This is a genomic window from Paracoccus sp. (in: a-proteobacteria) (genome assembly GCF_030536915.1).
GTDB lineage: Bacteria > Pseudomonadota > Alphaproteobacteria > Rhodobacterales > Rhodobacteraceae > Paracoccus.
In genome coordinates, this window is the sequence record NZ_JAUNPC010000039.1 from 3324 (window position 1) to 24595 (window position 21272).

The window sequence follows — 21272 nt, forward strand, 5'->3', positions numbered from 1 at the left end:
CGATCCAGTCGCCCCGCGCCGCGTCCAGCGCCCCGTTGCGGGTGGCGGCGGGGCCCTGGTTGCGGGGGCTCGCGATCACCCGCACCCGGCCGTCGGTTCCGGCGATCCCGCGCGCGATCGCCACGCTGTCGTCATCCGAGGCGTCATCGGCAAGGATCAGCTCCAGCCGCCGCTCGGACTGGGCCAGGACCGCGCGCATGGCGGCCGCCAGATGCGGGGCGCCGCGGAAATTGGCCATGACCACCGAGACCACGGGCCGCGCGGCGGAAGCAGGGACGGCGTCAGGGGCGGGGCTCACGGCTGCGTCCCCGCCGGATTGCACGACATGTGAACGCCTTTCCGTTGACCGACCCGCGCCGGGCTTCCATAAGCCGCGGGAGTCAACGCGGCAACCGCCCGCCATCCCCCCGCGGCCGAGAAGGTTCGAGATGCGACATTCCCTTGCCCTGATCGCCCTGCTGGCCACCGCAGGCCAGCCCGTCACGGCGCAGTCCCCCGATCAGCCGTCGGACAAGGCCCATCCCGAAACCGCCGGCTTCCGCGAGGATTTCACCGGCGCGCTGGACCGCGACCGCTGGTATGTCTCGGACGGCTGGACCAACGGCGACTGGCAGGACTGCCACTGGTCGGAAAAGGCCGTGGCGGTAGAGGACGGGATGCTGGTGCTGTCCCACATCCCCGCCTCCGGGGATGGCGGCCCGCCCCTTTGCGGCGAGGTCCAGACAAGGGCCATGTTCCACTACGGCACGGTCGAGGCGCGCATCCGCACCCCCCGGCAGTCGGGCATGAACGCCTCGGTCTTCACCTATGCCGGGCCGGTCCACGACACGCCGCACAGCGAGATCGACATCGAGATCATCACCCGCGACCCCGGCGAGATGCAGGTGAATACCTATGTCGAGGGCGAGCCGGAGAACGGCGCGACCGTGCCCACGACGCCCCCCTTCGACCAGGAGTTCCACGATGTCGCCTTCCGCTGGGAGCCGGAGGGCATCACCTGGTACCTGGACGGGCAGGAGGTCCACCGCACCGAGCCCGGCAGCCCGCTGCCCGACCACCCCCAGAAGATCTACATGTCCTTCTGGAGCACGACCGTGCTGACCGAGTGGATGGGCGAGCAGACCCCCCGCGACGAGCCGCTCGGCTACGAGATCGACTGGGTGGCCTACACGCCGCTGGAGGCCGCCTGCCTGTTCGAGGGATCGATCACATGCCCCCGCCCGTGACTGCCGCGGGCGCCGCCGGTTGCGGCGCGCCCGCCGGGCCGGACGCATCGCAAGCCCGGACTGTTCAACAAGACAACTTGATAACGAAGCGGCCTGACGGTCATGCGGATGCCGTAGCTCTCTGCTGCGCAAAACAGGGAACCCTCGATGCCACTGGTGCTGGTGCGAACGCCGACCTACCGCCGCCCCGACCTGCTCGGGCGCGCCCTGCGCTGCCTGCAAGCCCAGACGCACGGAGAATGGATCTGCGAGGTGCGCGACGACTGCCCCGACGGCAGCGCCCGCAACGTGGTGGAGGACTTCGGCGATCCGCGCATCCGCTACGTTCAGAACCGGCCGCAGAAGTTCATGGTCCGCAACCTCGACGACTGCTTCCTGCGCGAGAACCCCTACGGGGCCGACTGCTTCTTCATGCTCGAGGACGACAACCAGGTGCGTCCCGAATTCATGGCACGGGGCCTCGAGATCATCGGGCAGGCGGGCGTGACGATCTGCCAGATGAATCAGGTGATCGAGCACGACAGCCGCACCGGGAACGCCCGCATTGGGGACAAGGGCATCTTTGACGGGATCTACGACGAACGAGTCCACGCGCCGGAAGAACTGCACTTGGCGATGTTCGGGGCAGTGGGCCTGTCGAACGGCGCGGTCTTCTGGTCCCGGCACATCCGCGGCGAACTCGCCCTACGCGTGGACACGATCCCCACCCTCGAGGAATATCTGCGGACCCGCCTCGTCTCGGAACCGATCTACATCAGCCGCGAGAAACTTGCCGTCTGGGCCGAGAACGAGCAATCGACCAGCCGCAATGCCGGGCTGGGCAAGGGCTGGCTGCGGCGAGAGCTTGACCTGAAGGCCTCGGTCACCGCCCTGCAACGCGCGGTGTGGAAGGGAACCCCGGAACGGCTGCGCAAGGCGTTCCTTGAGGGGGATGTCCTGCGCCTGCCGATGGACAGCCGCCGCGAAGCCTTGCGGAAGGCGGGCATCCGGGCGCCCGGCGTTCCGTCTGATCCCGGCCTGAAGGCCAAGGTCAAGCGGCTGGCCGTGCGGCATGTCGGCCGCGAACATCCCTCGGTCGCGGCCATCGCGGCACGAGTGGCAAATTGACCGCCGTGAAAATCGGCGCGGCACGGCGGCATGGGCAGGGACGGGCGGCGCCCGCCGGGCCGAACCTGACCATCAGCTATTCGCCCGTCGCGGTGGCGGCGTTCCTGGCACTTTTCGGCCTTTTCTTCATCGTGCCGCTCGGGTCCAAGGGGGCGCTGCTGTTTCTGGCCGCCGGCATGGCGGTGGCGCTCAGCCGGCCGGGCGCGACGCTGGCGGCGCTGCGGCAGGAATGGATGCTGGTCCTGCTGGCGCTCTGGTGCCTGATGTCCTTTGCCTGGTCGGACTATCCGTCCCTGACGATGCGCTACGGCATCCAGTTCTGCCTGACCGTGGCGATCGCGCTGGCCCTCAGCTACCGGCTGGCCCCCATGACCTTTGTCAAGATCCTGTTCGTGGCAAGCTCGCTCGCGGGGCTGGCCAGCCTTCTGTCGGGCCGCACCCGCGGGGACGGGATGGGATACCTGGGCATCTACGCCAGCAAGAACGCCCTGGCGAATGCCAGCGCGCTGCTGGTCATCCTGGCCCTGTCGGTGCTGATCGACCGGCGGCTGTCATGGCGCTGGCGTCTGCCGGCGCTGGCCAGCCTGCTGGTCGGGGCGCTGCTGCTGGTGATGGGGAAGTCCACCGGGGCGCTGGTCGCCACCTTGGCCGTGATCGGGGCCTTCGGCGTCATCATGCTGCTGCAGCGCCTGACGCCCCTTGCGCGGCTGGTCCTGGTGGCTCTTGCCTTGGTGCTGGCGGCGGCGGCGGGGGTGCTGCTGTCCTTCGTGGTGCCCGAGTTGTCCAAATGGTTCCTGAACACCACCGGCAAGGACGTGACGCTGACGGGGCGGACGGACCTGTGGGCCGCGGCCTTCCACGAGATCGCCGAACGGCCGGCCCTGGGGGTGGGGTTCCAGGCCTTCTGGGTCCATGGCCAGCCGCTGGCCGAACAGCTCTGGGCGATGTTCGGGATCGGCGGCCGCAGCGGGTTCAACTTCCACAACACCCTGATCTCGAACGCGGTGGAAATCGGCCTGATCGGGGCGGCGCTGCAGGCGGTAATCTTCTTCGGAGGCCTTGCGGCGTCGCTGTCCTGGGCGATCCGCAGCCCCTCGGCCGCCTCGGTCTTCTTTGCGCTCTTCATGGTGCGGCAGTTCATGCTGATGTGGATCGAGGCCGCCTATTTCTACCAGTTCGAGCTGTCCTCGGTGATCACCATCGCCGCCGTCTGCTACGGGCGCGGCTTCCGCAGGACGCAGCGCGTCCCGGCACAGGCGCCCATGGCGCGCGGCGGGCGGCCGGGCCTGCCGGCCGTCACCTGACCCCCCGGAACGAGAGCGGGGCGCCCCTGCGAAAGGGCGCCCCGCTGCGGTCTTCCGGCAAAGGCCCGGCTCAGTGCGCGCCGCGCGACATCACCACGGCCGGAATGGTCATGAAGATGATCCGGAGATCCTGCCACAGGTTCCAGTTGGCGACATAGAACCGGTCCAGGCGCACCCGCTCGGCATAGGTGGTGTCGCTGCGGCCGCTGATCTGCCACAGGCCGGTCAGACCGGGGCGGGCGGCCAGGTAATGCCGGGCCGAGGCGCCGTAATGGTCCAGTTCCGCCTGCACGACCGGGCGGGGGCCGACCAGGCTCATCTCGCCCTTCAGCACGTTCAGAAGCTGCGGCAGCTCGTCCAGGCTGAGCTTGCGCAGCACCGCGCCGATGGAGGTGACGCGGGGATCGTCGACCAGCTTGCGCTGTTCCTTCCAGACCGCCTCGGCGGCGGGATTGCTGCGGAAATGCCGTTCAAGCACCGCATCGCCATCGACGACCATGGTGCGGAACTTCCAGCAGTTGAACTCGCGCCCCCCGAAGCCGATGCGGCGATGCCCGTAAAGCAGCGGCCCCGGGTCCTTGATCCTGAGAATGATGATCAGCCCGAGGATCAGCGGCAGCAGCAGCGGAATGGCAAGAATGACAAGGAAAATGTCCAGCGCCCGCTTTGCCGCGCCGCCGACCGGAACCGTCCGCGGGATCTGCAGCGGCTTTGCGGCGGGGGATTGCACATGGGCGGCAACAAGCCTGGGCGAGTCGGTATCGGCAACAAGATCATGAGCACGGAGCATCTGCATCTGAACACCAGCCCTACAAAAAACAACAACAAATTGCCGACCGGACGCCGGCAGGGCGCATGGATGCCCCGAGCGAATACCTAGATCAAAGCAGGCGGAACTATCTAGTTAAAACTTTATCAATTAATATTGAAAGTTAAATCTGACGCTCCGTCAACGGCCTCCGCACTCTAGGATTTTCATGCAAGCCGGCATCTTACAAGGTTTTTTCCCAGCGCGGAAGGGGACCTGTCCTTATAGATAGGTTGAAAATGTCTGTGTAAGCGGAAATCTGCTGACGGCAGCGTTGAGCTGTCGTGTTTTTACAAGGTACATCATGGTCAAGACCTACTCCCGCCCCGTTCTCCGCGTCCAGGGCCAGCTCGAAGCGATGACCCACGGCAACAGCCGCGGCAACGCTCTGGACAACACCTTCCAGACCGGCACCCCGGTGAGCCAGCTTACCTTTTCGTAATGCAGGCGGGCGGGCGGCGGATCACCGCCGCCCACTTTCGCGGCTTTGCGCCGCGTCGGATCGAACAATCGGAACTCCTGTCCAATTCGCACGTTGAGGCGACTGTTTTCTGCTGGAATTATCAAAGTTGTCATTCATGACCTATCTCGCTTCCCCTGAATGCGTTTCCTGTGCGGTCGAAGACGGCATTGCGATCCTGGATCTCAAGTCCAATACCTATTTCAGCCTTGATCCCGTCGGCGCCCGGATCTGGGACCGCATGGCCGCGCCGGCCTCGCTCGAGGACCTGACCACGGCCGTCGCCGCCGAATACGGGATCGCCCCCGGCGAATGCCGCCGCGACATCGCCGATCTTCTGGACGACATGCTCAAGCACGGCCTGATCCGGGCGGTCTGACATGGGGGTCCTGCGACGCATCCGCCGCCTGCGCCGCCGCGATGCCCTGTTGCTGTGGCAGGCACTCGGGGCGGTCCTGCTGGTGCGCGGCTACCTGGGGCGCGGCGCCCATCACGACCTGCGCCGGATGATCGAGGCTCACGGGCTGGCGCGTCCCGCCGCCGGCCGCGGCGCCCCCCGCGCCGATTTGGCCGAGATCGCTTGGTCGGTCCGGGCCGCCGCCCGGCTGGTGCCGGGGGCAAGCTGCCTCACCCAGGCCAGCGCCGGCCAGATTCTGCTGGCGCGGCGCGGCCATGCGACGACCATCCGGCTGTCGGTTCCGGCCCGGGCCGCCACGCCCGGTGCGCTGGCGCCCCATGCCTGGCTGATGGCGGGGGACACCATCGTCCTTGGCGGCACGCCCGAGGATTACGGCCGCCACCGCATCCTGCACGACTTCACCCTTCCCGACGCGGGCCGGGCATGAGCCGCTTTGCCGCCATGCTGGGCCATGGCCCGGATCACGACCCCGCCGCCTGGCGCATCGCGGCCGACCTGACCCGCCGCACGGGGGAAATTCCCGGATATCAGGGAACCGAGCGCCTTCACCTGTGGCAGGCCGGGCGGTCCGGCAGCCCCGCCACGGTGCAGAGCCTCGGTCCGCTGACGCTGGCCGGGGACCTCGCGCTGACCGACCTGGCCGAGCTGCGCGGCGCGCTGGCCGCCCATCCGGGCGCCGGCCCGGCCGAGCTGGTGCTGGCCGCCTGGCGGCGCTGGGGCACGGATGCGCCCGATCGCCTGAACGGTGCCTTCGCCTTTGTCCTGTGGGACGCGCGCAGCCGGCGCCTGACCGCCGTCCGCGACCGTTTCGGCATCCAGCCCCTGGCCTATGCACTGGCCCCGCGCCGCGCCGTCTTCGCAAGCGACCTGTCCACGGTGCTGGCGGGGCAGGACGCGGCCCCCGGCATCGACCGCGCCTGGGTGGCGGGGTTTCTGGCGGGGCAGCCGCTCGACGCCACCGCGACCGCTTGGGAAGAGGTGTCGCGCCTGCCCCCCGGCCACCTGATGACCCTGGACCCGGACGGGACCACCGCCCTGCGCCGCTGGTACCGGCTGGAACGGACCGCCCCGCCCGATCCGCGGGACGCGGATGCCGCCCTGCAGGCGGCCTTGGCCCATGCGACGGTGCAGGCCTGCGCCGACGGTCCCACGGCCACGATGCTCAGCGGCGGGCTCGATTCCAGCGCACTGGCGCTGCTGTCGGTCGGGCCGGACGCGCCGGCCCTCTGCCGCCGCCCGGCGCTGTCGCTGCGCTATCGCGACCCGGCCATGGACGAGGGACGCCATATCCAGGAGGTGCTGCGCCGGTCGGGGCAGGAGCTTGCCCCCGTCTTCCTGCCCGGAGAGGCCGAGGACGACACCCTTTTCGACATCGACGCCCAGCTTGACTGGCAGGACCAGCCGGTCTTCGCCCCCGGGTTGGAACGCAACCACCGGCTGTATCGTGCCGCGCGGGAACAGGGCTGCGCGGCGGTGCTGGACGGCCATGGCGGCGACGAGGTGATCGGCGGCAGCTTCCGCGACATCGCCCTGATCGCCGGGAACGGCCGCTGGCCGCTGGCCCTGGCGCTGGCCGTGCGCCACGCCCGCTTCACCGGCGAGCCGGTGTCGCAGGCCTTGGCCACCCTGCTGGCCATCCGCGGGCGGCGCGGCTTCGGCCGGCTGGGCCGCTGGGCCCTGAAGGACGCAGGTCCCGACCCCCGGGACTGGCGCGCGCTGGTCGATCCCGACCTCGCCCGCGAAACCCGGCTGGTGGAACGGGCCCGCGCCGGGCAGGCCCCTACCCCCGAGGACCGCCACCTGCCCGAAGGCGTGCGCCTGCATGCCGCGATGCTGACCGGCCCGCTGGCCCCCGCCGCCTTCGAGACAATGGGCCGGGCCGCGCAGGCCGAAGGCGTGGCGCCGCGCTATCCCTTCTACGACCATCGCGTGGTCGAGCTTTGCGTCTGGCAGCCCGAACCTGCCAAGGTCGCGGGCGGCCAGCCCCGCGCCCTGCTGCGTCGGGCGATGCGGGGCATCCTGCCGGAATCGGTGCGGATGCGCGGGGACAAGACCGATTTCATCGCCGGCTTCTGGGGGGCGCTGCGGCGCGACCCGCAGGGCCGCATCGCCGCCCTGCGCGCCGACCCCGGCCCCCTGCGGGGCTGGGTGGACACGGGCGTCCTGCGCGCGGATGCCGAGCACCTGGCCCGCGCGCCCGAGCCCGATCTGGAAACGGCCTTCCGGCTGTGGCGGTCGCTGTGGCTCGCCGCATGGCTGGAACGGCCCGCCCTGTCCCTTTCGTCCCGCGCCCCCGGCGCGGCCCTTGCGAGTGTCCGATGACCGCTGCCCCTGCCCTTTCCGCCCCGCCCCTTCAGGCCCATGCCTATGCCGCCTATGGGCTTTGCGTGGTGTCGGACGTGTTTTTGCCCGAACTGGCCCCCGGGATGCCGGGGCGACCGGCCGAGTTGCGGATATCCGAGGAACCGCAGCCCGCGATCCCCCGCAGCCCCCTGCCCGATTGCCGCTTCGGACCCGAGGGCACCTGGTTCTGGTGGCCCGAGGTCGGGGCCTTCTCGGTCTCGACCGACGGCAGCCGCATCGGGATCGAGCGCAGGCCGGGCATCTCGGACGACCTGCTGGCCTTTCCGCTGCTGGGACCGGTCCTGTTCGAGGCGCTGCGCCGCCGCGGGCTGTTCGTCCTGCACGCCAGCGCCGTGGTCCACCGCGGACGCGGCATCGCCTTTCTGGCCGACAAGGGCGTGGGCAAGTCCACCACCGCCACCGGCTTCCTGCGGAACGGGGCGCGGCTGCTGGCCGACGACCTTGTTGCGATCGACCAAGCTGGCCGGATGCTGCCCGGCTTCGGCCAGGTCAAGCTGTCCGAGGGCGCGGCGCGGATGCTGCCCCCCGGCGCCACCGTCCGGGGCCATGTCCATGACGCGATCGACAAGGCCCGCGCGATGCTGGACCCCGCCCATCTGGCGGGGGCGCCGGTCCCGGCGGCGCGGCTTTACCTGCTGGAACGCGCGGCGCCGGGCCAGCCGTCAGAGGTGCTGCGCATCCCCCCATCCGAAGCGCTGGCGGCGGTGCTGCGCTTTTCCTATGCGGTCCGCTTCGGCCAGGCGCTGCTGAACGGGCCGGCGGCGGCCGGGCATTTCCGCGCCGCCGGGCAACTGGCGCTGCGCTGCCCGCCCCGGCGGCTTTTGCTGGCCGAGGGGCTGGACCGCGCCGCCGACATCCGCGCGGCGATCGACCGCGACCTCGGCGATGACTGACACCAGCCCGCCCTTGACGGCTCCGGTCCCCGCCGAGGAAGCCCGCGCCCGAAGCCGTGGCGCTGCGGGCCAGCTTGCCTCGCTGTGGCGGGCGCTGCGGCACCTGGAAGGGCGGCGGCTCTGGATCGGGCTGGCGCTGCTGGTTCTGGGCACGCTCAGCGAGGGCGCCGCGATTGTGACCTTCCTGCCGGTGCTGCAGCTTGTCGGCGCGGGCGGCACCTCGATCGATATGTCGGGGCTGGATTTCCCCGGCGCCGGGTTGCTGCCCGCGATGGTCCCGCTGGGCGCGCTGCTGCTGGTCATTGTCGGGCTGACCGCGCTGCAGGCGATCTTCAACCGCAGCAAGGCGGTCTACCTGTCCGACCTGATCCACGACTTCACCAACCACCACCGCACCGCCCTGTTCCGCGAGGTGGCGCTGGCCCGCTGGGCCCATGTCGCCCGCATCCCCCGCACCCGGATCGAGCATGCCCTGACCGGCGAGATCGAGCGGCTGTATCTTGCCGCCTTTCTTGTCCTGTCGATCCTGCAGAACCTGGTGGGGCTGGCGCTGTATTTCGTGCTGAGCCTGGCGATTTCGGCGCCGATGACGCTGCTGTCCTATGGCTTCGGGGTGGTGGCGCTGATGCTGATGCGGCCTTTCCGCCGGCTGGCCCGGCATTACGGCGACCGGCTGCAGGGGCGGCGCGAAGGCCAGCTTGCGGCGGTGTCGGAATTCGTCGGCAGCCTCAAGATGGCCCGCAGCATGAACCTGGAGGACCGCTACCTGGGGCTGTTCTCGGCGATCCTGGGGCAGACAAAGGCCGATGCGCGGCAGTTCATCCGGCAGTCCTCGATCGGGGCGGGCCTGTTCCAGTTCGCCGTGGTCAGCGGCGCCGCGCTGTTCATCTGGGTGGCGCTGGCCTGGGCGCAGCTTGATGTCGCCCGGATCGTGATCCTGCTTCTGCTGTTCATGCGGACGGCGCCGCGCTTCATGGGCATCCAGGGCTCGGTGCAGCAGCTGCTGGTGGACCTGCCGGCCTGGGGGGCGATTTCCCGTCTGCGGGACGACCTGCAGGCCGAACGCGACCCGGCGATGGCAGGCCGCGACCCCGCCCCCGTCCCGCGCCGGGACATCCGGCTGGACCGGGTGAGCTGGCGTTTTCCGGGCGAATCGCGCGAGGCGGTCAGCGATTGTTCCCTGACCCTGAGCGCGGGCGAACTGACGGTGCTGGTCGGGCCGTCCGGCGCGGGAAAAAGCACGCTCGCCGACATCGTGATGGGCCTGCTGGAACCCCGGACCGGCGCGGTGCTGGTGGATGGCGAGGCGCTGCGCCCCGGCCAGTTCCGCAACTGGCGCGACCGCACCGGCTATGTCGCGCAAGAGCCTTTCATGATCAACGGCACCATCCGCGACAACATGGCGATCGCCGCGCCCGGTCCCGTCGATGACGAGCGGATCTTCCGGGCGCTCGACCTCGCCTCGGCCGGGTTCGTGCGCGACCTGCCGGCGGGGCTGGACACGATGATGGGCGACCGCGGCGCGCTTCTGTCGGGGGGCGAGCGCCAGCGGATCGCCGTTGCCCGCGCGCTGCTGCGCGAGCCCGACGTGCTGGTGCTGGACGAGGCGACCAGCGCGCTGGACTGGGAAAACGAGGAAGCCCTGATCCGGGCCATCGACGGGTTGCGGGGGCGCATGACGATTCTGGCGATCACCCATCGCCCGGCGCTGATCCGGGTGGCGGATGCGGTCTTCGTGATGGAATCGGGACGCGTGACCGCGTCCGAACGCCCGCGCGAACAGGGACTGCAGGCGGAAAGCTATCTGGGCAGAATGACAAGCTGATCGGATCGCTTGCGCGCATTACCAGCCCGGTCCCGGCGCGAGGTTGCGAATATCACGAAAGCCAGGATTGCGGCCTGCAAGGCAAGAACCGCCAGAAAGGCCATTCCGGCAATCTGCCAGGCCGAATATCCGGCCGGGATTGCCCATGCCAGGACGCCGGAAATCACCGCCACGGCCGTTATCAGGTAACGAATGACGAACATCTCAAAGTCCTTCAACCTATGGCAGTAGTATACCACAGGTTGCGCCAAGGAAATTAAGAAATGGTTAAAAATTTTATGGTTCCCTGCGGCGACGCAGCGTAAGACTGCTTTTCGAGCGGCCGAGGTAGTTCTCCATCGCCTCGGGCATCAGGAATGACCGCAGCTTCCGCAGGTTGACCCGGTCATAGACCACGCCAAGGCAATTCGCCTCAAGCTCGGGCTCTTCGGCAAGGACGGTCTCGACCATGCTGCGGGGGGTGCGGCCCCATTCCCCGACGATCAGGAAGCGCGGCAGTTCGTGCAGGATCGCCCGGCCCTGGGCCACCGGGTAAAGCGGCGGCACGTCCACGATCACGCGGCTGAACTCGTGGCAGGCATTCTCGACGATCTGGCCCAGCAGCTTGCCGGTCATCAGGTCGTCCGAGGTCCCCCCCGCGGTCGATCCGCAGGGCAGGACATTGACGTTGGTGTTGGCGATGCCGACCAGCATGCCTTCCCAGTCGCCGCGCCCCGCCACCGCGTCGGTCAGCCCCGGCCGCTGGTCGATGCCCAGCATCCTGCTGAGTCCGCGCCCGCGGCTGTCGGCGTCGATCAGCAGCACCGATTGCAGTCCGACCCCGAGCTGGCCGGCCAGGTTGAAGGCGACCAGCGACCGCCCCTCGTAGGGGTGGAACGACGTGACCCCGGTCACCGGCATCGGGCTGCCGGATGCATCGGCGGCCAGCCGGACATGGCGCAGGGTTTCGGCATAAACCGAGTCGGGGAAATGCAGCACCGGCACCGGCGCGTTGATGACCGGCGGCTTCGGCTTGGACAGGACCGGAAGCGTCTCGCCCCGTTTCGCCTGCGGCGCGGCCGCAATGCGGGGCACCGGCCTCGATTCAGGCAGCGCGGCCTTTTCGGCGCGAAGCCGGCGGACCCGCGGCAGCACCGGCAGATGGCCCAGGAAGCGCAGCGCCGAGCGGTCGGTCACGTCGCTGGCGGTCCGCAGCATCCGCTCGCGGCCTTCCTTCAGCGCGGCAAGGGCCAGCCCCCCGAACAGCCCCAGCAGGGTCGCGGCCAGCGTCGTGCGCAGCACCGCAGGCCCCGAGGGCGCCGCCGGGACCTGCGCATAGGACAGGATCCGCACGTTCGAGACCGGGAAGGACTGCTGCTGCTCGATCTCCTGCGAGCGGGTCAGCGTCTGCTGGTACAGCGCCGACAAGGTCGCGGCCTCTTCCTGCAGGGCGCGCAGGCGGACGAAATTGGCGGCCTGGGCGCTGTTGCGCTGCGAGGCCTGGTTGACGCTCTGCTGCAGGGCCTCGACCCGGGCACGGGCCACATCAAGGGCGCTCTGCGCCTCGGCCCGCCGGGCTTCCAGTTCCACGAACAGCCGCTCGGCGGTGGTGGCCAGGGTCTGGCGCAAGCCCGCCACCTGCGGGTGGTTCGGCCCGGACGAGGCCAGCAGCCGCTGCAGCCGGGCGCGGACGTCGTTGTAGTTGTCCAGCCGCGAGCGCAGTTCCTCGGACATCTCGCCGCCGATGGCCAGCGAGCTGTTGCTGTCGGTCAGCCCCTCGACGCCCCCTGCGACCGCGCGGTCATAGGTTTCCAGAACAGCCTGCGCGCGGGCGGCGTCGGTCAGGGCGACAGTCAGGCCCGAGTTCAGCTCGTTCAGCGCCTGCTCGGTCAGAAGCCCGCCCGAGGAGAACTCGACCAGCCCGTTCTCGGCGGCGAAGCGTTCGGCCGCGTTGGCGGCAGCCTGCGCCTGTGCCTGCAACTCGTCCAGGCGGCCGCGCATCCAGGCGTTGGTCTGGCCGACCGATTCCGCGTTGGTGACCAGGATGTCCTGCACATAGGCGTCGGCATAGGCATTGGCGGCCTCGGCCGCGACAAAGGGATCATGCGAGGTGAAGCTGACCGCCACGGCCGAGCTTTGCCCGACCCGGTAGATCTCCATCCCCCCCTGCAGGCGCATCGCGGCCAGCCGCCGCTCGGGGTCGATCGGGGCGACCGAGGGATCGCCGAAGCTGGTCGCCGAGGGCAGCGCGGCGGGGTCGATGACCGGGGTCGATGAAGTCAGCGCCGCGATCTGGTCCTGGACCCAGGCGACCGGGGCCAGCAGCGTGCCCATGACCCGGCCGACCAGGTTCGAAAAGCCCGATTCCGGCGGGTTCATGAAGGACGGATTGGCCTGCAGCCCGGTCCGGTCCAGCACGTCATAGGCCAGCTTTTCCGATTCAAGGACGACGCGCGCATTCTCGATGCGTTCCGAAGGCAGCGCGGCGGTGTCGATGCCGCCCGCCTGCTGGACCGAGCGGTTGACGTTGCTGTCCAGCAGCAGGCTGGAGAAAGCCTCGTAGGTCGCGGGCTTCGAGGCGGCATAGGCAAGCCCCAGACCCCCCAGCAGCACGGCCGGCAGCAGGATGGTCCGGCGCTGCCGGCGCATCGCCACCATCACCCGGCGCAGGTCGATGGTCTGGACCTGCGCGGGCTGGCTTGCGCCATAGGGACTGGCCAGTTCGAACGGCTTCAGGTCGCGCGGCATCAGTTTTCCTTTGGTGCTTGCCGGGGGGCCGGATCTGTCCGACCGGGCGCCGTTCCATAGATTTCAATCTGCGGCGCCCCGCCAAGATGGGCCGCCGCGCCGACATGCAGGGCCGCCCGCATGATCTGGCGGTTGCGCCAGGCGGGCCGGGCCGCCCCCAGCAGGGCGAGCCCGCCGCAGGCCATCGCCTTGGCGGCAGCCACCCCCGCCGCGCCGAGCCGTTCCCCCCGCGAGCGGCCGCGGGCGATCAGGCTGGCATGGGTCTGGCCCATCCGGTAGCGCCGCCGCAGAAGCCATGCAAGACGGGCGCGGCCGGGTGGCACGTCCTCGTGAACGACGGCGTCGGGCGCAAAGCCGATCCGGCCGCCGGCGGCAAGGAAATCGGCGAAGAAGGCGCTGTCCTCCCCGCCCGCACGGCCGCGGGACAGGTCGAAGCGCAGGCCCTGCGCGGCCGGGTCGGCCAGGTCGATCAGGGTGTTGCCGCTGTAGCCCGACCGGACCGTTCCGTCCTTTCCGAAGACCGGCAGCGTGTCATGGGCGCGGGCGCGGTCCATCCAGCCGGGCGCGCCGGCGGGATAATGGGCCCGCACTGGGCCCAGGACGGCGCCGATCCCTGCCCCGGACTGCTGCCCCGCTCTCCAGCCCGCGACGAGGCGGGCGAGCCAGGAAGGCTCGGCCCTTTCGTCGTCGTCCAGGTAGACCAGAAGCCGTGCGCCCGTGTTGCGGGCATGATCCAGCAGCGCGTTGCGGGCGATCGAGATATTCGCCTCGGGCGCATGCAGATAGGTGATGGGCAGCGGATGCGTGGCGGCGATGGCCTGCACCCGGTCCCGCGCCGAAGGGGCGCGGTCGTTGTCGGCGATGGCGACCGACAGGGGCAGGCCGCAGGGATCGAGCCGCGCCAGCGAGTCGAGCGTCGCGGCAAGCTCGGGGCGGCGGAAGGTGCAGATGCCGATCAGCACCGCATCGCGCAGAACGGGATCGCTCATGTGGCGGCCCTTGCCGGATGGGTCTCGCGCCGGGACAGCCATTGCCGCCAGAAGCCGGCCGACCAGGCCATGTGCATCGTCCCCGCGACCAGCCCCGCCAGCAGCCCGTCGGGCCTTTTCGTCTGCATCGAGATGATCACGCCCCCCGCCAGGCAGGCCAGCAGCCACAGGACAGAGGGCAGCACGAAGACCACGCTGAAGGGCGCCAGCGGCGCCAGCGCCGCCGCCGGGGCCAGCAACGCCGCAAGGGCCTGCCGCGCCGCCGGGCGGGCGTTGTGCTTGATGAGGTTGCGCGCCCGGCCGCGGCCGAAATTGTAATACTGCCGCATCAGCGCCCGGATGCTCTGGCGCGGGAAATAGGTCAGGCGGGTCCTGGAGGTCAGCCAGATGCGGTGCCCCGCCGCGGACAGGCGGCGGTCCAGCTCGGCATCCTCGTTGTGGCTGAAGCTTTCGTCATAGCCGCCGACCTCGCGGAAGGCGGCGACCTGCATCAGCGCGTGATGGCCATGATCGACCCAGGCGTCGCCCCCCGCCAGCCGGTGCGCCGAGCCGCCGTTGCCCAGGGGCGAGTTCTGGGCGTCGGCGATGATCCGCTGCAGGAAGCGCCGCCCTTCGGCATGCATCGAGACGACCACGCTGGCCGCGCCCGTGCGCCGCGCCTCGTCCAGCAGGACGTCGCCGTAATCGTCGGGATAGGCGCTGTGGGCGTCAAGGCGCAGCAGCCATTCCGCCCCTCGGCCGAAGCGCTCGACGGCAAGGTTCACGGCCGCGGCCTGCAGCCGCCGGGGGTTGTGCAGCAGCCGGATGCGCCGGTGGTCGGCGGCGCGGCGGCGGACGATGTTGCAGGTCGCATCGCGCGAGCCGCCGTCGGCCACCACGACCAGCCCGTCGGCGCGTTCGGCAAAGGCCACCGCGAAATCAAGCACGCCTTCGATATGCGCGGCCTCGTTCAGGGTGGGGATGACGATCAGCACCTGGGGGTCGGGAAACATGGGCATGGCAAGGCTATCCGGTGATCGCGGGGGCGGGGGCGGTCGTGGCCGCAGGAACGGGAGAGGTGCCGCAGATGGCCGCGGTCAGGCGCCGGCATTCGGCCCTGTCCATTTCCAGCCGGTCGCGGGGAATGGCGGCCACCGCCCCGCGCAGCCTTGCAAGCCCGGTTGGGTCCAGCGCCGACAGCGCCCCTGCCACGGCCTCGGGGCCGGGGTCTGCGACAACCACGCCGCAATCCCATCCGGCGACCCGGCGCGCGACCTCGGTTCCGTCCAGCGCGACCGGGACGGCGCCGTTCAGGCAGCCCTCGTAAAGCCGGTTGGGCAGCAGCCAGTCCGAGTTCTGCCCGGCCTGGTAGCGGTCGATCAGCCAGGCCACGTCGATCTGCCCGTAGATCGCGGGCAGGTCGCCAGGCCAGTCATAGGCGCCGAGGAACTCCATGTCCGGGTTGGCGCCGATGATGGCGTGGAAATCCGGCATCACGTCCAGCGCCGGGCGTCCGCGCAGCACCACGCGGAACCGCCCCGGTCGCGACCGGGTGAGCCGGTCGAGCGTCTTCAGCGACCAGTCGTCGCGCAGCATCCCGAACCAGCCGATGACCAGCGGCCCGCCTTCCTCAAGCCCGCCGGGGGCGGGACCGGCCTGACGGGGGCCGGCATCGGGGCGGGCGAAGGGCTTGTTCTCGACCAGCAGGGCGGGCAGGTCGGGCTGGCCATGGGGGCGCAGGTAGCGGGCGGCGAAGGCGGGCGAGGACAGCACCACCAGCGCGGCCCGGCGCATCAGCCCGGCCTCGACCCGGCGCAGGCTGCGGGCGACGGCCCCCTGCCCCAGCATCATGCCGTGGATGTCCAGAAGCTCGTAGACCAGCCGGGCGCGGCCCCTGCGGGCGCGCGCCAGCCTTGCGCCAAGGGCCAGCATCTCGAGGTTGCGGGCCAGCACGATCTCGGGTTCGTCCGGGGTTCCGGGGGGCGGAACCCGGCGGGCAAGGCCCGGCCATGCCGCCAGGATTGTGCGGACCCGCTGACCCATGCGCGCGTTGACGGTGCGGCCCAGAACGGTCGCAGGCTCGGCAAGCGCCCCTTCCCCGCGGCGGAAACCCGCGACCCGGACACTGGCGCCGCCGCGGCGCAGCATCTCGACCCGCCGCCAGATCGACGGGTCATCAAGGTCATGGGCAAGATAGGTCACGTGCAATATCGTCTCCGGCAGAAAAGGCCGATGGAAATGGGTCAGAATATGGGCAGGGCCAGAGATCGGACTTGTCATCCCCAAGGCCCTGGCCAAGCTTCGCGCGTTGATAGCGAATTGCACAACGGCGGAAAACCGCCAAACACCTAGAATTGTCTAAAGAGACAGGTGGCAGAATGGCGCAGCGATCACGTGCGCGTCAGAACGGGAAAAAAGGCCCGCAAGAATGCCCCAATTTCCGGCGTTGCGTTTTCCGCAGCCGCAACGCGCGCCCCGAAAGTCATGTGTTAACGCATCATTCATAATTTCCCCGGGCCGGCGCAGGAACAACCGCTTCCCGCGCGCAATCGAGGGACAAGGATGACCGACAACCTGCCGCCCGGGATTTCCACAAATCCGGACAGAGGCGCCGGCCCCCGCCTGCCCGGCCATTCCCTTTCCGGCGGGCGGATGCCGTACCCGGCAGGGGCCATTGCGGCCTGACGCCCGGCGGCGCGATCACGACATCACCGCGGAAAGCGGCCGCAGGCCTTCGGGCCGGCGGCGGGCGGTCCGCCACAATCCGGGGCTGCCGATGGGCAAGGCCCCTGACCTCTGCATCCACAAGGAAGAAAGACGCATGGCCTACGATCCCGACCTGAACGTGATCTTCGACGGCATGAACGCGCAATTCGTGGCCATCACGGCGCGGCTGGACAAGCTGGAAAAGGGCGCGTCCGCGCCTGCCCCTGCCCCCGCTCCGACTCCTGCACCGGCACCGGCACCGGCCCCGACGATGAACCGGCAGGCGCTCGGCTTTGCGGTGCCCCGCAACGAACTGGCGAAGAACCCGGCCGGGATGCTGGACCGCATCGCCGCCACCGGCGCCCGCATGATCCGCTTCGACTTCTACTGGGACCAGATCGAGCGCAGCCAGGGCGGCGCCTTCGACTGGGCCGGCGTCGAGGCGCTGGTCAGCGCAGCGGGCCAGCGCGGCATCCAAGTGCTGGGCATCCTGACCGGAAAGCCCGCCTGGGGCAGCGATGAAAGCCTGAGCGATCCCGCCGACGCCGCCCGCTTCGGCCGCTTTGCCGGGGCCGCCGCCGCCAGGTTCGCGGGCCGGGTCGACCACTGGCAGATCTGGAACGAGCCCAACCTCAACCGCATGACGCCCGAGCGTTACGTGCCCGTGCTGAAGGCCGCCCACGCGGAAATCAAGCGCGCCAATCCCAGGGCCTTTGTCGTGGGCGCGGGCCTGTCGGCCGTGCCCACGACCACTGGCGGCAGCATCGGCGTGCGCGACTGGGTGACGCGCTGCTATGCCCTGGGGGCCAAGGGCCATTATGACGCGCTGGCGATCCATCCCTACAGCTACCCCTTTGACCTGGAACATCCCGTGGACTGGACCGGCTGGGGCCAGACCGTGCGCGTCCTGCGCCCGCTGATGGACGCCAACGGCGAAAGCGCCAGGAAGATCTGGATCACCGAGGTCGGCCATCCGACCCGCGGCACCGCCACCCTGACCGAAGCCGGACAGGCCAAGCTGCTGGCCGACCTGCCCGCCGCCATCCGCAAGCATCCGGGGATCGGCCCGTGCTTCTGGTATTCGCTGGACGACCGCGGCGGCGACACCGCCAACCCCGAGAACTGGTTCGGCCTTCACCGCCCCGACGGCATCGCCAAGCCGGCGCTGGCCGCGCTGCGGACGGCGGTCGCAGCCCTCGCCAAACCCTGATCCGACAGAGGACCCTGATGGCCCACGATCCCGACCTGGACCCCATCCTCAAGGACCTGCGCGGCGCCGATGCGGCACTGGCGCAGCGGCTCGACGGCATCGCCGCGCGGCTGGAGCGGCTGGAAGCCGCCCCGCCCGTCCCGGCACCACCCGCGCCCGAGGCCCCGAAACCTGCCGAGCCGCTGCCCGCCAAGGGCAGCCCGGCCGGCTTCAGCAAGATCGGCGATCTGAAGATCGACCGCAGGCTGACCTTCGACTGGTCCGCCTTCGACATCTACCTGCCCCAGTGGGGCGTCGGGCCGAAGTCGGTGGGCAGGCCCTCGCTTCTGGACTGGCAGGCGGACGGCTCGGTCATCGTCAATGCCGGCTTCGGCGAGCGCGACCCGGCCACCGGGCGCAGCTGGCACACCGGCGCGATGCAAGGCCAGAACGGGATGCGGCACGCACTTGGCCGCATGGGCGCCGAGATCCACGTCACCCGGCCCCATGCCGTCGCCGCCTTCTTCGCCCATGCCGACAACGCCAAGGAGATCGACTTCGAGCTGACCTTCCTTGACGGCAAGCCCGGCTGGTCGCCCGCGGTCCACATGCCAAGGGCGGGCGGCGGGCGGGTGTCGTCATCCCGGCGGATCATGCGCCGGGCGCCGCTTGCGAACCGGGTCCAGCGGCTGGAATACGACCTGCGGCCCGACCGCTGCGACTTCTACTGCGACGAACAGATCTTCGAGACGATCTATCCCGCCGACATGGCCGAGGGCGGCACCTGGGACACTACGACCGTGATGACGGTGTTCCTGTCGGTCGAGCATCACGACGCCTGGGCGGGCTGGGGCGCCGGGGACTACGCCAGGGGCGCGCAGATGCGGGTCCATGCCGTGACGCCGAAGGCTGTCTGGATCGAGAAGCCGGACAAGGCCCCCCTGCCCCGCCCGGCCGCCGGGGGCACGGCGGTCGATCCCGCGCCGCGCACGATCAACGGCGGCGCTTGGCTGTTCACGCAGAAGGACGGCTCGACCGCGGGCATCGCGGCGGATGGCAGGACTGTCGTCATGGGCAAGACGGGAACGGGCGAGTCCAGCGCCCGGGCAACCTTTGCGGTGACGCCCGGCGTCCGGCACCGGGCCAGCTTCTCGGTGCAGGGCTACCTGTCCGTCACCGGGGCGGGCCAGGGCTGGGCCGGGCTATCCTCAGGCAACCATGTCCGCGACTTCGTACCGGCAAAGGACAGCGAGACGATCACGGTCTCGGCCAGCCGGGCCACGCTCAGCCAGATGACAAACCTGCGGATCGAGGCGGTCAGGGCCGTCTGATCCCCGTCCCCGGGTATCCGGCTGACGATGCAAAGGCGTCCCCGCCCGGCCTGCCGGCGCGGGGGCGTTGTCCTGTCTGGCGCTTGCAGGGGACGGCAGGTTGCGGACACAGGCTGCTTTCGGAGGATGCGGGTGGGTATGCCTGTCGCGCATCCGGACATGACATGCAGCAGGAAACCGGCACCTTGCATCAACCCGGTATGAACAAAAATCGGATATCTGCAATAACCGGATATTATTGATAACCGGATTTCTTCTTAAATCCGGTTATTGTCTTAACCGGCTGCGCCGTCATCCTGGCGGGCTTGGTAAAGCGCCCAGGCTTCCTCCAGCACCACGCCCTGCTGGACGCCGCGGCGGCGGGCCTCGGCCGCGATGGCTTCGGCGACATGGGGCAGCACCTTGGCATGGACCTGTCCCGTGCGCGGACTGGGCTTGCGGCCGCGCCGCTTGACCGGATCGCGGTCGATGAAGCCCAGTTCCTCGCCGGCGCGGTCGGCGCGCTCGACGGCGGCGGCGCTGCGGTCCTTTTCGCGCGACCTCAGCCGGCCCAGATCGACGCTGAAAGGCTTGCCCGTCATCACGCGCCCCCCTCGGCCAGCCGCGCATAAACCGCCTGCGCGAAGCTTTCGGCATTGCCGATGGCCGCGGCCATGTTGCCCTGCGCGGGCATTGTCCGCAGGTTGCCCCCGAACTCGAAGAGGGCAGAGAAGGCCGTCCGCTCCATCAGCGGCGGCTCGATCAGGTCGACGCCCTGTTCGCGCAGCGAGGCCTCGATCCCGCTGTGCTGGCGCGAGCGCACCGCCCGCGTCATGGTGAAGACCACGGCATGCGGGATGCGGCGGTCCAGCGCCTCTTCTTCCTCGCGGATCAGTTGCAGGGCGCGCACGCCCACGGTCGCGTCCAGCGTCGTCGCCCGCATTGGGGTGATGACCAGGTCCGCCTGCGAGATCGCCCGGCTGACCAGCCGCGAGGCGACGCCTTCCAGATCGACGATGACGATCTGCCCGTCCAGATCGTGGCGCTTGATGGTGCGGACGATCCCGGCCTCGTCGACATCCGACAGCACCGCGACCCGCGGCGGCAGCGACCCGCGCCCGGCCCAGAGCGTCAGCGAGCGGTTCGGGTCGCAGTCCAGCAGCGTGACGGCGGCGCCCGCATGGGCAAGTTCGGTCCCCAGAAGGACCGCGGCGGTGGATTTCCCGGCGCCGCCCTTGGGCGAGGCGATGACGACAGTGGGCATGAGGCTTATCCGATAATTTCCCTTACCGGATATACGAACAAACCGGATATGCAATATCTTTTGGGGCAGGGGGCGCCGGCCCTTGTCCGGCAGGGACATACCCTGAGAGAGCAGCCGCGTCGGACACCGGCATGTGACCGATCAGGATTGCCCTGCAGGATTTCGGGCACGAGCTGCGCGTCCGGGGCATCGCGCTGAAGGTCACCGGGCAGCCGGTGAACAACTCGACCGCCGCCGACAAGGCCTTTTCCGAGATGCTCGTCGTCTTTGCCGAGTTCAAGACCGGCCTGCGCCGCGAGCGGCAGATGGAAGGGATCGCGGCCTCCGGGACCCGCGGCGTCTGCAAGGGTTGCAAGGCGAAGATCAAGCCGGAGGGAGGCGCGAAGGCGGCACAAGGAGGAAAGGCTCAGCCCCGACGCCCTCGCAAGGCGCCTCGGGATCGCAAGGTCCTCGGGGATCGGTCGCTTGAATCCACCCGCTCGACCTCGCGCGCCCCCAGCCCGTAGCTGACGCAGGAGGCGCCGAACCCGCTGTGTTTCTCGGGCACCGTCACGCCCGGAAGGCGCATCTCGCGGAAGGTGGCGGGGTCAGTCTGCCCCTCGCGCCAGGCGGCGATCACGCGGGGGGCCAGCTTGCCCTGGACATGGACCCGCTGCCCGGGGTGGGTGCGGGGGTTCTGTCGGCCTGGGCCAGAACGGATGCC

General features: G+C 69.9%; 22 protein-coding genes. 12 read left to right on the plus strand and 10 right to left on the minus strand.

The genetic code is table 11. From position 1 onward, the window contains the following. Positions 1-298, minus strand: a 298-nt coding sequence (locus Q4F04_RS08515; protein WP_303369408.1) for a glycosyltransferase, incomplete at its 3' end; no start/stop codon positions are given. A 130-nt stretch (positions 299-428) separates the two neighbouring features. Here Q4F04_RS08515 and Q4F04_RS08520 point away from each other — a divergent pair. The 3 genes from Q4F04_RS08520 to Q4F04_RS08530 all read left to right on the plus strand — a co-directional run bounded on the left by Q4F04_RS08520 (position 429) and on the right by Q4F04_RS08530 (position 3637). Next, positions 429-1226 carry a family 16 glycosylhydrolase gene (locus Q4F04_RS08520; protein WP_303369409.1) on the plus strand — a complete coding sequence of 266 codons (798 nt, stop codon included), beginning with the start codon at positions 429-431 and terminating at the stop codon, positions 1224-1226. Between the two features lie 147 nt (positions 1227-1373). After that, positions 1374-2333 carry a glycosyltransferase gene (locus tag Q4F04_RS08525; protein ID WP_303369410.1) on the plus strand — a complete coding sequence of 320 codons (960 nt, stop codon included), beginning with the start codon at positions 1374-1376 and terminating at the stop codon, positions 2331-2333. A gap of 5 nt (positions 2334-2338) precedes the next feature. Further along, positions 2339-3637 carry an O-antigen ligase gene (locus tag Q4F04_RS08530; protein ID WP_303369427.1) on the plus strand — a complete coding sequence of 433 codons (1299 nt, stop codon included), beginning with the start codon at positions 2339-2341 and terminating at the stop codon, positions 3635-3637. A 70-nt stretch (positions 3638-3707) separates the two neighbouring features. Here the strand turns inward: Q4F04_RS08530 and Q4F04_RS08535 are convergent, their stop codons facing one another. After that, on the minus strand, positions 3708-4433 hold the full coding sequence (locus Q4F04_RS08535) for a sugar transferase (protein WP_303369411.1): 726 nt from the start codon (positions 4431-4433) through the stop codon (positions 3708-3710). A 316-nt stretch (positions 4434-4749) separates the two neighbouring features. Between Q4F04_RS08535 and Q4F04_RS08540 the strand changes: the two genes are divergently transcribed. The 6 genes from Q4F04_RS08540 (at position 4750) to Q4F04_RS08565 (ending at position 10405) form a co-directional block, all read left to right on the plus strand. After that, a complete protein-coding gene (locus tag Q4F04_RS08540) occupies positions 4750-4887 on the plus strand; it encodes a hypothetical protein (RefSeq protein WP_303369412.1) in 138 nt (45 codons plus the stop codon). A 136-nt stretch (positions 4888-5023) separates the two neighbouring features. Next, on the plus strand, positions 5024-5284 hold the full coding sequence (locus Q4F04_RS08545) for a PqqD family protein (RefSeq protein ID WP_303369413.1): 261 nt from the start codon (positions 5024-5026) through the stop codon (positions 5282-5284). 1 nt (position 5285) lies between these two features. Beyond that, the gene (locus Q4F04_RS08550) at positions 5286-5750 is read left to right on the plus strand and encodes a lasso peptide biosynthesis B2 protein (RefSeq protein WP_303369414.1); all 465 of its coding nucleotides are present in this window, start codon (positions 5286-5288) and stop codon (positions 5748-5750) included. Beyond that, positions 5747-7645: an asparagine synthase-related protein gene (locus tag Q4F04_RS08555; protein ID WP_303369415.1), complete on the plus strand. Its 1899-nt coding sequence runs from the start codon at positions 5747-5749 to the stop codon at positions 7643-7645. The genes Q4F04_RS08550 and Q4F04_RS08555 overlap by 4 nt, the downstream gene beginning before the upstream one ends. Continuing rightward, positions 7642-8580: a serine kinase gene (locus Q4F04_RS08560; protein ID WP_303369416.1), complete on the plus strand. Its 939-nt coding sequence runs from the start codon at positions 7642-7644 to the stop codon at positions 8578-8580. The genes Q4F04_RS08555 and Q4F04_RS08560 overlap by 4 nt, the downstream gene beginning before the upstream one ends. Further along, a complete protein-coding gene (locus Q4F04_RS08565; RefSeq protein WP_303369417.1) occupies positions 8573-10405 on the plus strand; it encodes an ABC transporter ATP-binding protein in 1833 nt (610 codons plus the stop codon). Before Q4F04_RS08560 ends, Q4F04_RS08565 begins: the two co-directional genes overlap by 8 nt. Here the strand turns inward: Q4F04_RS08565 and Q4F04_RS08570 are convergent. From Q4F04_RS08570 to Q4F04_RS08590, 5 genes are all read right to left on the minus strand, one after another. Continuing rightward, positions 10381-10608 carry a hypothetical protein gene (locus Q4F04_RS08570; protein WP_303369418.1) on the minus strand — a complete coding sequence of 76 codons (228 nt, stop codon included), beginning with the start codon at positions 10606-10608 and terminating at the stop codon, positions 10381-10383. The two genes, Q4F04_RS08565 and Q4F04_RS08570, sit on opposite strands and share 25 nt — an antisense overlap. 73 nt (positions 10609-10681) lie before the next feature. Continuing rightward, a complete protein-coding gene (locus Q4F04_RS08575; RefSeq protein WP_303369419.1) occupies positions 10682-13132 on the minus strand; it encodes a GNVR domain-containing protein in 2451 nt (816 codons plus the stop codon). Further along, positions 13132-14121, minus strand: a complete 990-nt coding sequence (locus Q4F04_RS08580) for a glycosyltransferase family 2 protein (RefSeq protein WP_303369420.1) — start codon at positions 14119-14121, stop codon at positions 13132-13134. Before Q4F04_RS08580 ends, Q4F04_RS08575 begins: the two co-directional genes overlap by 1 nt. Next, positions 14118-15119: a glycosyltransferase family 2 protein gene (locus Q4F04_RS08585; protein ID WP_303369421.1), complete on the minus strand. Its 1002-nt coding sequence runs from the start codon at positions 15117-15119 to the stop codon at positions 14118-14120. Before Q4F04_RS08585 ends, Q4F04_RS08580 begins: the two co-directional genes overlap by 4 nt. 7 nt (positions 15120-15126) lie before the next feature. Next, entirely contained in the window at positions 15127-16302 is a 1176-nt protein-coding gene (locus Q4F04_RS08590) for a glycosyltransferase (protein ID WP_303369422.1), read from the minus strand. Between the two features lie 619 nt (positions 16303-16921). On the opposite strand from Q4F04_RS08590, the gene Q4F04_RS08595 reads away from it, so the two are divergent. Next, the gene (locus Q4F04_RS08595) at positions 16922-18016 is read left to right on the plus strand and encodes a cellulase family glycosylhydrolase (protein ID WP_303369423.1); all 1095 of its coding nucleotides are present in this window, start codon (positions 16922-16924) and stop codon (positions 18014-18016) included. A 17-nt stretch (positions 18017-18033) separates the two neighbouring features. Beyond that, positions 18034-19326, plus strand: a complete 1293-nt coding sequence (locus Q4F04_RS08600) for a hypothetical protein (protein WP_303369424.1) — start codon at positions 18034-18036, stop codon at positions 19324-19326. A 275-nt stretch (positions 19327-19601) separates the two neighbouring features. Here the strand turns inward: Q4F04_RS08600 and Q4F04_RS08605 are convergent, their stop codons facing one another. Next, the gene (locus tag Q4F04_RS08605; RefSeq protein ID WP_303369425.1) at positions 19602-19907 is read right to left on the minus strand and encodes a chromosome partitioning protein ParB; all 306 of its coding nucleotides are present in this window, start codon (positions 19905-19907) and stop codon (positions 19602-19604) included. Next, positions 19907-20569, minus strand: a complete 663-nt coding sequence (locus Q4F04_RS08610; RefSeq protein WP_303369426.1) for a ParA family protein — start codon at positions 20567-20569, stop codon at positions 19907-19909. Before Q4F04_RS08610 ends, Q4F04_RS08605 begins: the two co-directional genes overlap by 1 nt. 152 nt (positions 20570-20721) lie before the next feature. Here Q4F04_RS08610 and Q4F04_RS16010 point away from each other — a divergent pair, with 152 nt between their 5' ends. After that, entirely contained in the window at positions 20722-21075 is a 354-nt protein-coding gene (locus Q4F04_RS16010) for a recombinase family protein (RefSeq protein WP_368660710.1), read from the plus strand. On the opposite strand, the gene Q4F04_RS08615 is transcribed toward Q4F04_RS16010, so the two are convergent. After that, positions 20976-21272, minus strand: a 297-nt coding sequence (locus Q4F04_RS08615; protein WP_368660709.1) for an acyl-CoA dehydrogenase family protein, incomplete at its 5' end; no start/stop codon positions are given. The two genes, Q4F04_RS16010 and Q4F04_RS08615, sit on opposite strands and share 100 nt — an antisense overlap.

Excerpts from the sequence above, each read along its gene's own strand:
- Q4F04_RS08555 (WP_303369415.1), top strand. The coding sequence starts at position 5,747 with ATGAGCCGCTTTGCCGCCATGCTGGGCCATGGCCCGGATCACGACCCC.
- Q4F04_RS08520 (WP_303369409.1), top strand. The coding sequence starts at position 429 with ATGCGACATTCCCTTGCCCTGATCGCCCTGCTGGCCACCGCAGGCCAG.
- Q4F04_RS08600 (WP_303369424.1), top strand. The coding sequence starts at position 18,034 with ATGGCCCACGATCCCGACCTGGACCCCATCCTCAAGGACCTGCGCGGC.
- Q4F04_RS08535 (WP_303369411.1), bottom strand. The coding sequence starts at position 4,433 with ATGCAGATGCTCCGTGCTCATGATCTTGTTGCCGATACCGACTCGCCC.
- Q4F04_RS08610 (WP_303369426.1), bottom strand. The coding sequence starts at position 20,569 with ATGCCCACTGTCGTCATCGCCTCGCCCAAGGGCGGCGCCGGGAAATCC.
- Q4F04_RS08545 (WP_303369413.1), top strand. The coding sequence starts at position 5,024 with ATGACCTATCTCGCTTCCCCTGAATGCGTTTCCTGTGCGGTCGAAGAC.
- Q4F04_RS08560 (WP_303369416.1), top strand. The coding sequence starts at position 7,642 with ATGACCGCTGCCCCTGCCCTTTCCGCCCCGCCCCTTCAGGCCCATGCC.
- Q4F04_RS08525 (WP_303369410.1), top strand. The coding sequence starts at position 1,374 with ATGCCACTGGTGCTGGTGCGAACGCCGACCTACCGCCGCCCCGACCTG.
- Q4F04_RS08605 (WP_303369425.1), bottom strand. The coding sequence starts at position 19,907 with ATGACGGGCAAGCCTTTCAGCGTCGATCTGGGCCGGCTGAGGTCGCGC.
- Q4F04_RS08540 (WP_303369412.1), top strand. The coding sequence starts at position 4,750 with ATGGTCAAGACCTACTCCCGCCCCGTTCTCCGCGTCCAGGGCCAGCTC.
- Q4F04_RS08585 (WP_303369421.1), bottom strand. The coding sequence starts at position 15,119 with ATGCCCATGTTTCCCGACCCCCAGGTGCTGATCGTCATCCCCACCCTG.
- Q4F04_RS08580 (WP_303369420.1), bottom strand. The coding sequence starts at position 14,121 with ATGAGCGATCCCGTTCTGCGCGATGCGGTGCTGATCGGCATCTGCACC.
- Q4F04_RS08575 (WP_303369419.1), bottom strand. The coding sequence starts at position 13,132 with ATGCCGCGCGACCTGAAGCCGTTCGAACTGGCCAGTCCCTATGGCGCA.
- Q4F04_RS08550 (WP_303369414.1), top strand. The coding sequence starts at position 5,286 with ATGGGGGTCCTGCGACGCATCCGCCGCCTGCGCCGCCGCGATGCCCTG.
- Q4F04_RS08570 (WP_303369418.1), bottom strand. The coding sequence starts at position 10,608 with ATGTTCGTCATTCGTTACCTGATAACGGCCGTGGCGGTGATTTCCGGC.
- Q4F04_RS08595 (WP_303369423.1), top strand. The coding sequence starts at position 16,922 with ATGGCCTACGATCCCGACCTGAACGTGATCTTCGACGGCATGAACGCG.
- Q4F04_RS08565 (WP_303369417.1), top strand. The coding sequence starts at position 8,573 with ATGACTGACACCAGCCCGCCCTTGACGGCTCCGGTCCCCGCCGAGGAA.